9 protein-coding genes are annotated in these 13,715 nt (G+C 61.8%); 1 reads left to right on the forward strand and 8 read right to left on the reverse strand.

The annotated features are described in order from the left end of the window. Nucleotides 1–4 precede the first annotated feature (4 nt). Genes E1200_RS04830 through dpdE form a run of 5 tightly spaced genes read right to left on the reverse strand, consistent with a single transcriptional unit; the run spans nt 5 to nt 10,479 of the window. On the reverse strand, nt 5–688 hold the full coding sequence (locus E1200_RS04830; RefSeq protein ID WP_131950559.1) for a hypothetical protein: 684 nt from the start codon (nt 686–688) through the stop codon (nt 5–7). After that, a complete protein-coding gene (gene dpdH / locus E1200_RS04835) occupies nt 681–3,695 on the reverse strand; it encodes a protein DpdH (protein ID WP_131950560.1) in 3,015 nt (1,004 codons plus the stop codon). Before dpdH ends, E1200_RS04830 begins: the two co-directional genes overlap by 8 nt. Continuing rightward, nucleotides 3,688–4,587 (reverse strand): protein DpdG, encoded by a 900-nt coding sequence (gene dpdG / locus E1200_RS04840; protein WP_131950561.1) that lies wholly within the window; start codon nt 4,585–4,587, stop codon nt 3,688–3,690. Before dpdG ends, dpdH begins: the two co-directional genes overlap by 8 nt. Beyond that, nucleotides 4,587–7,178, reverse strand: coding sequence for a protein DpdF (gene dpdF, locus E1200_RS04845; RefSeq protein WP_131950562.1), 2,592 nt, complete (start codon nt 7,176–7,178; stop codon nt 4,587–4,589). The genes dpdG and dpdF overlap by 1 nt, the downstream gene beginning before the upstream one ends. After that, on the reverse strand, nt 7,165–10,479 hold the full coding sequence (gene dpdE / locus E1200_RS04850; protein WP_131950563.1) for a protein DpdE: 3,315 nt from the start codon (nt 10,477–10,479) through the stop codon (nt 7,165–7,167). The genes dpdF and dpdE overlap by 14 nt, the downstream gene beginning before the upstream one ends. A gap of 323 nt (nt 10,480–10,802) precedes the next feature. Between dpdE and E1200_RS04855 the strand changes: the two genes are divergently transcribed. Then, the gene (locus E1200_RS04855) at nt 10,803–11,654 is read left to right on the forward strand and encodes a hypothetical protein (RefSeq protein WP_165950197.1); all 852 of its coding nucleotides are present in this window, start codon (nt 10,803–10,805) and stop codon (nt 11,652–11,654) included. Nucleotides 11,655–11,781: 127 nt separating this feature from the next. Here E1200_RS04855 and E1200_RS04860 read toward each other — a convergent pair whose 3' ends face one another. From E1200_RS04860 to E1200_RS04870, 3 genes are all read right to left on the reverse strand, one after another. Then, the gene (locus E1200_RS04860; protein WP_131950565.1) at nt 11,782–11,982 is read right to left on the reverse strand and encodes a helix-turn-helix domain-containing protein; all 201 of its coding nucleotides are present in this window, start codon (nt 11,980–11,982) and stop codon (nt 11,782–11,784) included. Nucleotides 11,983–11,993: 11 nt separating this feature from the next. Next, entirely contained in the window at nt 11,994–12,557 is a 564-nt protein-coding gene (locus E1200_RS04865; RefSeq protein WP_131950566.1) for a hypothetical protein, read from the reverse strand. Between the two features lie 225 nt (nt 12,558–12,782). Further along, entirely contained in the window at nt 12,783–13,712 is a 930-nt protein-coding gene (locus tag E1200_RS04870; protein WP_131950567.1) for a hypothetical protein, read from the reverse strand. Nucleotides 13,713–13,715 lie beyond the last annotated feature (3 nt).

Below are 13,715 nucleotides of genomic sequence, written 5' to 3' on the forward strand. Positions count from 1 at the left end.
TCTGTCACGACAACTTCCTCTTCAACTCGATTTGCCGGTCCATCGCGTGTGACCGGAGCAGAGCGATCTCATCGTCGTCGACGTCTGCGAGAGTGACGCCTCCATCGTTCAGCCTGTTCAGCAGCGCGAGAAGTTCAGCAGGAACGACCGGAGCCTGCTGAAGTTCCTCGGAAAGCAGCGCGTGTTGATTAATGAATTCGGTGATCTGAGGGATATCCACTGACAAAGAAGTTGCCGTCACTTTGAGTGACTTCAGAAGCATTCTTGCTTGCTCTTGTTGCTTTTGGCCGAGCATAGCTATACGGCTAAGGTCGAGTTCAGCGAGTTGCTCCTCCGCCCAGGCCTTCCACTCGGTCTGAATTGCCCCGGCCAACGCGTTCGCGGTGCTCTGGAGACGGCGTTCGGCGTGACCGAATGCCTGGTTCGACGGAAAGCCGCGTTCCGCATGCTTGGCCAACTCCTTGTATCCCTGGCCGAGCATCGAAAGATCGATTCTGGCTTCCGTTCGCACGATGAGGAAATGCGCGATCCTCGCCAACATCTGCAACTTACCGATCGCCAGGCTGAGCGAGTGAACACGGTTCTGTACACGCTCCGCTTCGTGCGCTCCTGCCTGGCTCAAGTAGATGCGGTTGGCTTCGAGTTGGAGACGGGTCGCTTTGTTAAGAACGGAAGTAATGTCAGACATTGTTCCCCTGCGTTTCAATCAGCGAAGCCCAGTCGTTCAGCACGTTCGTCATGGCTGTGACCGCGGCGTCACCGGAGGTGTCGCTGCGGCCAGCAGCGAACGCAAGTGCCGAAGTAAGCCACTGGTCCGCGTGCCTCAGGAACTCGCTGATCGTCATGAGCGCGGCGCCCCGGTCGGGAGCCACCGCCAGCAGCACGGTGTCCAGTGCACGTGGATCATCCTCGGAGGTGGCCGCCTTGATATCCTTTTCAAGAGCCGTCACGGCCCTCCAGTCGGCGGCCTCCGCCGAAGCGAGCAGTGCTCGCAACTGATCGTGTTGTCCTGGTCCGAGGCCGACCTTCTCCGCCTCGGTCAATGCCGAACGGACCTGCCTCACGACTTCTGGCCCGCTTTCGTCTTGCGCGAAGGTCTTCCGTATTTCGCCTATTCGGAGCGCGAGCGCATCGAACTGCTCCATGACGTAGGAATTCCAGCGCCCAAACCCGGCGACCGCAGGCCTCACCCAGGAGGGGATCTTCTCCGGGGTCTCCCATGTCCAACTCCGCTGCGCATCTCGCAGAAGCGGAAGTGCGCGAGCAGCATCGATCATCTGCACCGCACCGGTTCCCTGGGCCAAGCCGAGTGCTGTGCGCAGACGCTCGACGAGCGGGCGACGCCTTCCCAGATGTGTTTCGAGAAGACTGCGCCAACCGTCGATCCGGAACGCGATGTCACCGCGCCGCCAGGTGCCGCCGTCGTCCAGGGCCACCGCGAGGAGTTCCTCATCACTCATCTTCGGTGCGGCCCTACCCGCCAACGCTGCACCGATGAGTGAGGCGCGCAACCCGATCGTCAACTCCTCATCGGAGATCTCCATGTGCCGCACGATGGCTTCGGAGAGCTCGCTCTGCGAGTCGTCGGCGATTTTGGCCAGGCGGCGGAGGTGCTCTCCACGCGCTTCGGGGCTGTCTTCCTTTGCCAAATAGAGGCTTTGGAAGAACTGGCTGTTCACTGGATTGCGCTTGAACTTGATCGGAGCACGGTCCGTACCGGGAAGGCGCTGAACGCTGCCTTCGATGGAGACCACCGTGGCCTGGTTCGACCACGCGTTTCCCAGTGCACTGCGCGGAAGTTCCCGCATCAACGGCGCCGACCAATCGTAACGCCGGAACACGGTGTCCGCGACGATGCTTCGGATCACGCCCGCTATGTCCTGCGGAAGCACTTCCTGGCGCTGAGTCCAGTCTTCGAGGGCCTGGATCCTTCGCTGCTGAGAGGGAGACAGGCCTCCGGGTTTCGGGGGCTGAACTACTTTTTCGGGAAGTGGCTTGGTAACAGGCGGCCGCGTGCCGGCGTTAGAGAGAGGCGGGAGGCTGAACGCCTTCAGTACAGCATCGTCGATCTGTCTGGGATCACTGGGCGCATCCCCCCAAAACTCGAGCAGGATCTTGCGTCGATCAGGATTGGCCTTGTCGACGTTATCGATCTCTCCTTCCAGCGCGCTGGACAGCGGTGAGTCGATGGATGCGGTACGGAACCTCTCCTTGACGCGTCTGCTGGGGAACTCGCCCTCGTTAATTTCACGGGCGTGATCGATAAGCATGGGACGGATGACATTGCTCAGAACCGCTCGAGGGATGAAAGCCCATGGTTTGTCGCTTGGAGCAACCGAGTGGACCATGCGCTTGAGCGCCGATTCGTTGAAGGGGTAAAGGCCGTAGCCTTCCTCAGTGCTGCCGAAGGCTTCGTGGCACGTCTTCTGGTACGGACACGTTGCGCACTTGTTGGGTACGGTGTCCAGACCGGCTTGCTCTAGTTTCTGGCGACCCACTCGAGCGGCGTTGAGGTAGCGACCGACGAATGAAGTGATTTGACCGCCACCGTCATCCTCCTCACTGAAGACCCGGTCCAGGTCATAGATATGTCCCCCGGTCGCCGCGGCGACGCGAGTCAGCACCGTTTCCGGCAGTTCACGGAAGTAACCGGTGGTGATCGCCATAAGCGTTCGCATCGGTGCGTACCGCTGCTTGCCCTCGCGGGTCGCAGCTTCCGTGAGCGCCTCCAGCAATTCGCGCTGCACACCCTGGACGAGGGCGAAGTCCTCGACCAGCAGGACGATCTCTTTCCGTTTCCGCGCATACGCTTCACGGACCTGAAGCATCGCTTCGAAGAGACGGCCGCCTCCAAGGTTGGCCACGCTCCCAACCGCAGTATCTATATGCAGGTTGATCAGGTCGACCGCCGCACTCTGCAGGTCAGACGACGACATTATTTTGCCTAGAAGATTTGCTGGGACCCGGGCGGCCTCTCTGATGTCACTGACGCCCAATGGGAGGTCTTCGATATCGAACCCAGGAGCCCTTTCGGGACCAATAGCCCCACGATTGCTGAGGAGTTGTGACGCCAGTGTCGAGATGAAGCCGCCCTCTGCAAGTATGTAGCCCTGAATATGAGGGTCTTGCAGAATCGTCGCAAGGCCCTTGGGGCCTGCGAGGATGCGTGCCGCTCCCTGCATGTCCTTCGGGGACGTGGCGGCAAGAGCTTCGTTGAGGGCATTGACTAGTCTGCGCGCAAGGGCAATCTCGTCCAGTCCGCTACTAAAGCTGTTGATATCCGCACGTAGCCTGTCCAGCGAGTCGTCCTGAACACCGCTCAGCAACTCCTCAATGACAGCCTTAAGACTAGTCCGCGACTTCTCCAGGTAGATGACCTGATACTTATTAGTGTCGCTGATGTTCTCTCGGACCCACCGGACCAGGTGTGATTTTCCGGAGCCGGAGTCACCGACGATCGGCATGAGCAGGGTGCCGGTGTCCGCCTTCCGCGTCAGAAAATCCTTGAGGACGTCCTCTTCGCTGACCTCGATATCCTCTCGAATCAGTTCGCGCCCCCGTACGGCAGCCTGCCGGATGCGGAGCGGCGCGTGTGTCGCGAGGAATACGGCAGGAGACGGGTTGATTGCTTCGGTGTTAACAGTTGCGGAGGCGATCTCTGGAATCCAACACAATGTGTTGTGCAGATCAGACATTGAGGTCCTTGAGAATCTTGATCGTGCTGTATGCGCGGGGCGAATCCGGCCGGTCCGGGTCGTGAACAAGGAGAAGGTTTCGAGCGTCAGCGTCGCGTTCCAGCGCCAGCCAGCCTTCTTCCGAGCCGCGGAGAAGCGCATGCGAGAGCGCGGCCCCTGCAGACATGTCTGCGGGGGCGGGAAGACCAACCGCCAGCGAAAATTCGCCTCCAGGCAGTACGGGTAGTTCCTCGCGCAAGCCGCGTAGCAATTCGGCACTGCTCAAGCTGGTATCCGGTTTCCATCGGAGGAAGATGGTCTGGCGTACGGCGGCCGTGCAGTCCGGGACCAGATAGCTGGCTGAGTTACTCGTCGCCAGTGCGGCGGCGGCAAACCCCAGCGCCGGCGCCCAAGCGGTGAACCGTGTCCACCGCGTGTCATTGATGAGGGCGAGAGAGCCAGCCTCCTCGGACAAAGCACCCTGCTGGACCTGCTGAACCGAGGTCCAGTTAAATGCTGGTCCAGTGGGGTCCTGGGTGAGGAACCAACTGAGCGCGCGGCACAAGTCTCGGGGCCCGAGTTGGCTGGCATTATCACCAATCTCGGTGTTGAGGGAGCGATCGAGCACCGCATCACGCAGCACCTTGGCGAACTCGCCATATTTCTTCCCTGTCAAATTTCGTGCGGCCCCCAGGAGTTCCAGCATGCCGTTCTCGTGACTCGTGACGAGTTTTAGATCCTCAAGAGTCGACACCGCATCACTGAAAGCCCTGCCCTTCTCCCCTTCGATAGGAGGAGGGACCAGCAACGCCTTCGCCTTCTCGACACTGTAGGGATGTTCTGTTGTGGCGAGCAGCCGCACGGTTGCCCATAGGAACGCCGGCAGGGAATCATTGACGTTGAGGAGCGACATTAGAGGGACCTTAGGGCGGTTTCGATGGTTATGTTAGAGCTGTGTATATCGATAAGACGAGACATCGGCTTATCTGGATGAATGAGATGGTCTGCGTGGAGGAGGTAGGTCAGTGCTCCACTGTCGATCCGGTCGCGCTCGGCGGTACTCAGTGAGGTATCCGAGTCCTCAAGAACCCACAGAAGCGGCCATCGGTCATCCTGGAGGAGCTCCTCATCGGCATCCAGGATGAGCGGCTCGGGCGAGACGTCACGCTGGATTGCCGTGAGCAGGGGGGCCGCGCCCGGACCACCGATCACATGCACCCCGCGGCGAACGAGTTGTTCCACAAGTTGACCGAGCAACCGATGCTCGGGGCTCTCTGCTTCCCACCAGACACTCAGGAACGAGGCGTTAGACCCCAGGAATCCACTGAGCGGGGCCGATGCGCTCGTGGGCCAATAGGCCAGAGTTGGATGGGGCTGCGCAGCTATGCGGTAGAAGCGCCCGGCTTCTAGCGGTTCGAGATGCTGACGGCAATGCGGACAACCCCGGCACACTGCGGAAGTACGGAGGACGCCGCGTTCCACAGGGAGCAGGTAGTACTGGGCCAACACGTCGGCGATGCAACGGTCGCTGTGGATCGCCTTCCGTAGTTGGTCCAGCGAATCCTGCTGGCTGTTGATGATGCCTGTTCTCGTGTCGTCGATCTTCCGCTCAAAGTAGGCCGGATCGTTTGTCTGGCCGTCCAGGAGCCGTACGTCGACGCGGGACGGCAGGTGCTCGTAGTACAGGGCGAGGCGCGCCTCCCATGCTGCGTCGGACTCGTCCTCCCTTCGGACCGGAACTTTGGGAGCCGTCACCTCGATCATGTGGGCGCGTGACATCAGGTTGAGTGCTTTGGTGTTCCAGGCGCGGTTCTTGGCGTAGCCGATCGTCATCCGCGGAGGAACCATGTCGAGGTCCAGTTGGTAAGTGCCCTCTACTTCTCCCAGGCGGTTCTGGAACAGGGCAGACCAGCGACCCCACGCCGTTTCGGCCCTGAGAATCACATTCTTGTTCAAACTCTCAGCGAGAAAGAAGTCACCAGGGACAACGGCCATGTAGGCCAACGAGGGGTTCCCGTCGCGTCCGCCCCGCCCAACCTCCTGGTAGTAGCGGTCCACTGTCTCGGGTACACAGGCGTGCACTACCGTCCGGACATCATCGAGGTCGATCCCTAGCCCGAAGGCCGAGGTCCCTACGATGATGTCGAAGCGGGTTGGAACAGGTTCGCCAGAGGTCCGTCCAGCCCAGCCCTCCATGGCAGCGCCACGCTGTTCAGGGGTTGATTCGCCAGTGACATGCGCAACGCGCCGCAGACCGCTGTCGTAGAGTTCCTCAGCCCACCGGCGGGCGTCCTCAACACGGGTTAGATAGAGGATCGCCGGCCGAGGTAGCCGCGTCAGCGCTTCCACAACGGCGGAGCGGCGACTCTGCTCGTCGGGGAACGTGTCGATGTAGTAACTGGGCTCACTGCGGAGTTGGGAAGCCCAGACGACCTGTGTGGCTCCGGCTTGACCGAAGAGGTTCTCTAGCGTCTCGACCTGCTGGGCCGTGAGCGTCGCGCTCATGGCGACCGTGCGCGGTTCCCGGCCGGCCGGAGCGCGGCGCAGCCAGTTACGGTGCTGATTGGCGAGCGTCTGGAAGGTGGGTCGGAAGTCGTTCCCCCACTGTTCGACAAGATGGGCCTCGTCAATGACGAAGTAGCGCAGATAGCCGTTTTCGGCTGCGGTGTCCAGTGCCTTCTGCAGCCCCGAGGCGATCGCCTCGGGTGAGGTGAACAGCACCGTCTGCCGACCGTTGGCTACATCCTCCCTCAACTGCCGCTTGGACTCCTCGGCGAGAGCGCCGATGTAGGCATAGTGGCCACTGGGTGCTTCAACCCCTCGACCCCGCAACAGCTCGCGAGTTCGGCGTTCCATGTCGAGCGCCAGCACCACCGTAGGCACCACGACGATGGACGTTCCGCCGAGTTTCTGACCAAGCAGGATGGGGGCGAGCGCCACTGGGGTCTTGCCGTGACCTGTGGGTAGGCACACGATCGTGGTGCTGCCGGCGGGCGCCAGCACCACGGAACGGGCGGCCTGACGTTGGCCGATGGAGTAGTACCGCTCGTACCCCAGGGCTTCCGACCAGAAAGGGTCGCCTGGTGTTCCGTCGAGCCGACGCCGAAGCGATGACTCCGGCCCTAGAGCAACCTCTTTCATGTCATGCTCCGCGGCGGAGGCGGCCCATCCGGCCGGTACTCTTGGCGACCAGAACTGCGCCGTGACGGCTAGCCTCCCAGGCGAGATCAACTGGGCTTGGCAGCCGCCCTCCCACCACTGGGCCTCAGTGGGCAGCAGCGAGTCGCTAGGAACGGTCAGTGGCGTCTCGTTGCCGCGGACCCTTGCGCTCAGCAGGATCTGCCGGGTCAAGGCCACGATGTCACGCCAACCCGACTCGCCATTTGGTAGATCGGTGAGTGCGTCAACCAGTCGGCCAACGGCTCCCCCGCCGTTGTTGACCGCCGTGGTGTCCGGCCATGCCGCGAAGAGTCGCCGTGCCTCATCCCACTCACTGAACGGCATTGCCTACCCTCTCCAGCCCGGCACGGACGATGCAGGTGACCGCCACAACCTTGACCACGGGAGCGGTCAGCCCGTTGGTCAGTGCCTGGGTGACGGCCACATCGGTCAGCAGGCTCTCGGTATCGCTGAGCAGGTGACCGGCCGCCTTCCGGGTCTGCGCCTGCGCATCGAGCACGGCAATGTGGCGTAGTGCGTGTTCTTGGGCCCGGGCGCAGCGCTGCTGCAGGTCAGTGACATCGGCAAGATGCTCGCGCGCGGCCTGTTCGGCTCTTTCTGCGGTTTCGCGGTAGCCGTCCCAACCACCGAAGATTCCGATAAGCCCAGGCAGACGCTCAGCGTTGTAGTTCTTGTCCCGGCGATTGTCATAGGGCTGGTCGAGCCAAGCGATCGCGCCCGGGTGCGTCAGAGGCGCGGCCGCCCCGGCCTCGATCCACACCTTCAGAGTGAAGGGGGCAAGCAACTGGTCGGCCTGACGCCGCAGCGCCGCCGGAACGTGTGGCTGGTCACCGACGAGTTCCCCGGCCGCGGATAGATCTGCTTCAACCAGAAAGTCGAAGCCGAAGTAGGGGACCGGGGCGTCCTGGTGCCGCCGGTCGAACCGGCGGAAGGCCGTGGCCTGCCCACGATCGTCATGGTAAATCGCCCTTGCGAGGGCATCCACAAGTGGATTTCCGGATCGGAAGAGTCGGATCCCGGGTGACCGCGCTGCTACCGACCGGTTGAAGACCCCCCGCGTCGCGGCGGCGGGAAGTTCGGCCAGCATGTTGCGCCAGCGGCGGGGATCGATCAACGGCTCGGACACGGCCAGATCAAATGCTTGCTGCTTACTTCCAGCAATAGTTCGTTCAACGGTGCGGAGTCTAATTCCACCCGCACCGGCGGCGTAATCGAGCATAGCACTGCGCACACTCTTCCAGCTATACTCAAAATCTTGGAGTTCAGCGGCGATGTTGCGCCCCCCGACGTTGTTATCGTTTATCGCCTCCAGCATGTCCATCTTATCGATTTCCTCGCGTGCCTTCTTCATTTCCTCAGTGATCGCGCCGACCTTGCCGGTGACACCTTCCACCCCCGATTCCAGTGCATCGGACCAGGTCGCCGCGAGACCCTCGGCGATCGCGTCCTGGAGTGTCGACACTGAGTTACCGAAGATGCCGTACCCTTCCATCAGCAGCGCCGCCCATGCCTCCGGCAGGGAGTCTTCGGCAAAGGGATCGCCCACTCTGAACTGGGGCACAGCAGTGAACTGGCCGGGAAGGCTGGCCTCGCGATAGCGGTCGATACGACCAAGCCGTTGTTCCAGCCGGTTTGGGGACCAGGGCAATCGGATGTGGACAGCGGCGTCCGCAGCTTGGAGGTTCAGGCCATCTTCAGCGGAGTCGTCGACGACGAGTACAGCTGAACGACGTGCGTCTCCGCCGACTTCGGTACGGCCAGCCCAGCCGATCACCTGTTGCTCGGACCGCTCTGGGCCAGAACGCTTAGTGTGCTCGAAGACAGAGACGGATGGGAACCGCTGACGTAGCCGGTCGGTCACCTGGCCGGCCACCTGGCCAGGTCCGCAGAACACCACTGCTCTCTTACGGCCTTTGAGACCAGGGAGGATCGTCGAGATCAACTCGTCGAGACACCTGCGGTTGTTGAGGCCGTCAACCTCCGCATGGAGATCATCGAGGACCGGCCGCTCGATGTCGAGGACGTCGGGTGTGCACAGCAGCGTGCGTTCTTCAGCGGTCAACCCGGCTTGCTCTGCAGCGGCAGGAACGCGGTCCAAGCGCCAGGTGAGCGCGTCAAGGAAGTCTTGTGGGTGTCCGGTAGCCCGGGAGGTTAGAACCGCGAGTGCCATGGCGTAACCGAGCTTGTCGCCCTCACGCTCGTGATCCACGAGGTAGTCCCAGACGCGGGTACGCCATTCGGCCAAGTGAACCCGCAGCATCTCGTCGACACCGCCTTGTGGTACCAGCGGCCCGGGAGCTCGGCGTCCGCGAACTTCGTAAGGCATGAAGTCAGATTCGGGATCGTCCTGCAGGACCGTTGACCGACGGTGCCGGATGACGCGTCGGTGTAGCCGGTACGCCTCGCTGATGTGGGCACGCAGTGCTTCAGTGCGGGCCTCTAGTTCCGCAAGTTCGGCGTCGGGCCGGAGTTCGTCCTGGTCGTCCAACAAGTCCAGGACGGCCCTGCTCAGATCAACGCAGCGTGTGTCCTCAGCCGGGACGATTTCGAGGATGTCCTCAATCGCAGTGGGAAGTAGGTAGGTGAATTCGGCATCAAGGTTGTTGACGCCGTCAGCCAAGCGCGAACGCAACCGATGCTTGTGCTCAAAAGCCTCCCGATCGCTCCACTTGTAGAGCACAGGGTCGAGCAGATGCAACATCCCGAGTTGGGTGGTGCGGTGCGACATCACAGGGGTTGCAGACAGCAGCAACAGCCGTGACGACGAATGCGCGAGGGCTGCAAGTTCACGGTACGGCGATGCGTCGGGGTCAGAAGTGGCAGCTAACTGGTGGGCCTCGTCCACGACGAGGAGATCACTACCGTGGTGGTCTGCCCAACGCTCCGGCGTCTCGTGCGGGAGGATCTTGATCTTTGCCATGGAGAAGTCATCAATGAAAAACTTTTCGACCAGTTCCCTGCCCCACTGGCGCCTCAGCACATCCGGAGCCAGCACACACACCTTAGCATTAGGGTCGTCGATTAGCGTTTGCCGCACTATATAGCCGGTCTCAATCGTCTTCCCCAAGCCGACCTCATCAGCGAGTAGATACCGTTGCACTGGGTCGGAGAGGACCGTTAGGGCGGCGTTGACCTGATGAGGGAATATCTCGCCGCCACTGGAGAGCAATGCAGGGGTACTGGCACTCGCAGCACGCTGCTCAATTAGATTTCGCAGGAATGGAAGGCGCGCATTGTAGTAGTATCCAGACTCGTTGCCGCCAGAAGCAAGGACCGAGACCGGGTCTACCACAGGTCGGTCCCACCGCACACGCAATTCCGACTCGGGCACGGGAAAGTGGGCGGTGTAATTGGGGAACTGAACGAAGTACTTACCGTCGACATGACCCTTAATTCGCCCGGCCAGCCAGTCTCCCGTGTCAGGCCTCTGCCAGAAAACCCTTGTCTCCAAGTCCAATGACACCAGAAGACAGTCGTCCGCCGGAACCCACTGCGCCAATGCGCGTGGGGTAGCAACGGACTCGAAGAACTCCACGCAGACTTTCGTGCAGCCAACTTCAGCAACTCGTCCAACACCAGGCGAATTCCGATATTCAACGAATTTACCGATGGCTATGCGCGCCATTGACCGCTCCCTTCTTGTCGTCCTGAGGCAACCCACATGAAGGGTTGACAGGACCCCGTGTCCACTACCCGACTGCAAGCGGTTAGTGCGCTTTGGCGGGTGTCGTGCTGAGTCCGTTGGCGGGGACGGTGGGAGCCACCCGTGCCCCTAGGAGACACCAAGTCGGCTTGTTTCGCCAGTACATCGGACGTCATCGGACACAACGGGACCCGCTTCCTGGCCTGAAGCGGCCCCAGCCTCGCCGAAAGCCGTCACCGTCCGCTATCGTACGTGCACTTCACCGGACGCTTTCGGACATACCTGGACAGGACAGCGTGGGGGCTGTGTTGGGGCAGGACGGGACAGGACTGGACCCGCGGCAGGTCGAATCTTTCGGCGACATGGTCGAGATGCTCAAACGACTAAGGCGCCAGTCGGACAAATCGATACGTAGTATCGAGCACTGGGGGGCACGCAACGGGTATCCGTTGGCACGTAGCACCATTAGTGACGTCCTCGCGAAGAAACGTCCACCTCGCAAGGAATTCGTCTCCGGTTTTATCAGGGCCTGCGGCATCGATGATAGCGGCGTGGATCCATGGATGGCGGCTTGGGAACGCCTCCAAGTGAATAGTGCTCCAGAAGAAGGACACTCCGCCCCCACGCCTCCGTCTTTCAATAGATCGGGAGTTCTCTGGGTCGGTGACTCATATCTAAGTAAATACGACTGGAGCGATGCGTTAGAACGCAGCACGAACCTCGACATATTCGTTGCCTACGGACAAACATGGCGAAACATTCTCGCCCGTCACCTTATCACCTTCGCGGCGCATTCACAGAAGAGAATGAGGATTTACCTTCCGGATGCAGAGGACATCGAGACCCTCCGCCCCCTCGCTTGGCGATTCGACACGGAGGTAGATGAGCTGAAGCAAAAGATTAGTGATGCACGCGGATTCTACGAGGGGCTCAGCGTGTCGGGGGGAGCACAGGTGGAAGTCTACTTCCGCTCCGGCGAGTTTCTGTTCAGCGCCTATCGTTTCGATGAGGGATCAGTCATAACCCTCTATAGTCATACAAGAACACGAGCTTCAGCACCGCCAGCCCTCGTGTGCGGAACCGGTCGCGTGAATGATTTCCTCAACGAGCAGTTCGACGTTATCCACCAGGAGAGTCGTCGAATATTCCCAGTTTGATTATGCTTCCTGCACTTGCTGCCACCGACACTCCGCTGCCGAGGCCCAACCAACCTCAACGACCAACTCTGATCCGAGCCTGCCGCCGAGACGTCGAATGCACCTGTGGAGAGGATGGACTTCCAGATCAAGATCCCTCGTTGCCAGCCATGAGGCGCTGGAGGTCGGCAGTGACCACACGGTAGGACGTGCCGATGCGGATGACCTTGCAGGGGAAGCGATTTTCGCGGGCGAGTTGGTAGGCGCGGGTTCGGCCGAGGCCGAGAGCGCGCGCGGCGGTCTCGATGGTGGTTGTGGTGGGAAGGGCTGCGAGTTCCTCGCGGCTCATCGGTTCCATGCTTAGGCCTCCGGGGTGTTCGTGTGACGGAAGCGGATCGGGCTGTGCTGTTCGCTGGTGGGAGGCCGTTCGATGAACGTGAAATCGCTGATCGGTCTCGGGAAGTCTTCGGCCGCCGCGGCTACGCCAGCATCTTGATCGCTTGCCCAGCGTTGAGTTGTGAACGCCGACTCTCGTTGGGAGGGGCGAGAGTGGACAGCGTTGATGGCGGCGTGTGCCTCGTTGAGGGCCGTGCAGAGTGCTTGGGTGTGGTGCCTTGCATCGGCCAGGGCTTGGCCGTGGCGGCTCAGTACGTCGGTGAGGTCTTCGCCGTGGTCGTGGCCGAGTCGGCCAGCCTGGAGTTCGCGCAGGAAGAAGCGGTTGACCTGATCGAGCGCCTGGTTGAGGCCATAGGTGGCTGCGCTGAGGTTGCCGAGGATGGCGTACGCGGTGGAGGGCTGAGTGAGGCTGGGTGGGCCAGCCGTGGCGTAGTTGAGCTGTCGGACGTGTTCGTACAGGTTGGCTGCGAGTTGGACGGTCTCGTCGTCATTACCAGCGGCGGCGGGGGCCGGCGTGTAGTCGCTCATGTGGGTGTGTCCTCGTGAATGTGGATCCCGTGCTCGGGCTGTGGTCGGTCATGGCTTCGCCTTTCTCGTGCGGCGGGGAAGATGTGGCTCAGGTTCGCGGTCTCGGACGCTGCGCCCGTGTACTGCTTGCACATCGTTGAGACTGTTTACGCTCCGTTAGTATGCGCCTGCGTTGATCATTACGCCACTACTGCGTCCGGCGTGGCGTCCGGTCTTACTGTCGGGCTACCACGATGGACCGCGGCGGCGATGCGAGCCAGGTTGCGGGGGCGTGGGCCTGACGGGTTGGCCCTGGTAATCGCTCAACTGATGGCCGAGGGGTATCGGGAAGCCAGTGGCGGCGAGACGCGCGGCGTTCTGCTCGGCCGTGGGATTCGGGGGCGTCCTTGGAAACGTCGGGGACGGCAGTCGTGGCGTGTGCCGGCTGACGCTGGTGAGCTGGGCGGCAGCTTTTCGGGCAGCAGCGGCCTGGGCGTCACGCTGCTGCAGCTGCCGGAACTCCGCGACCGCCTCGATGAGGGCTGCCAACTGCACGATGAGATGGAGCAGGACTCCAGCGAAGCTCGGGCGGTGACCACGTCGTCCCCGGATCTCGGATAGGGCCAGCGCGCGGGCAACCGTGCGGAGGTTTGTTCCGTAGGGCGTGTGCGGTGGCTGGTATCCGTAGGGCTCGCGGGCTGCCCGGTCGTAGAAGTCGGCGGCCTCCGCGAGTTCTCGGTTGCCGGTGATGGCCGCGGTGACGTTGAGGACGTCGGCAGCTGCGGCGGCCACGTCGGCGCGGACTCTCGGGTCTTGGATGTGACGCATCTGCCAGGTGGCTGTGGCGGCGGCTCGGGCGGCCTGCTGGTAGGCCGCGGATCTTTCCTGATGGGTCAGCTCTCCTCTGTAGAAGGTGTGTTGGTGGAACGGGTTGCTTTCTTGTGAAGCTGACCAGCGGTGACGGAGTTTGGGGAGGGTGAGGTTGGCGGCGAGTCTGCCTCCGGAGAACCAGACCGGTTGACCTTCTTGGTTGGTGTGGTGCGGAAGGGCGACGGCGTAACCGGTGATCTCTCCAGGGTTGCGGGTGCTCTCTCGGGTCTTGACCAGTACTCCAGCGTCTCCGAGGGCGGCGAAGAAGTCTGCTTCGTTCTGTGCTCCGGCGGCTGCAGCGGCCACGCG

Origin of the sequence: Actinomadura sp. GC306 (genome assembly GCF_004348665.1) — a bacterium.
Taxonomy (GTDB): Bacteria; Actinomycetota; Actinomycetes; order Streptosporangiales; family Streptosporangiaceae; genus Spirillospora.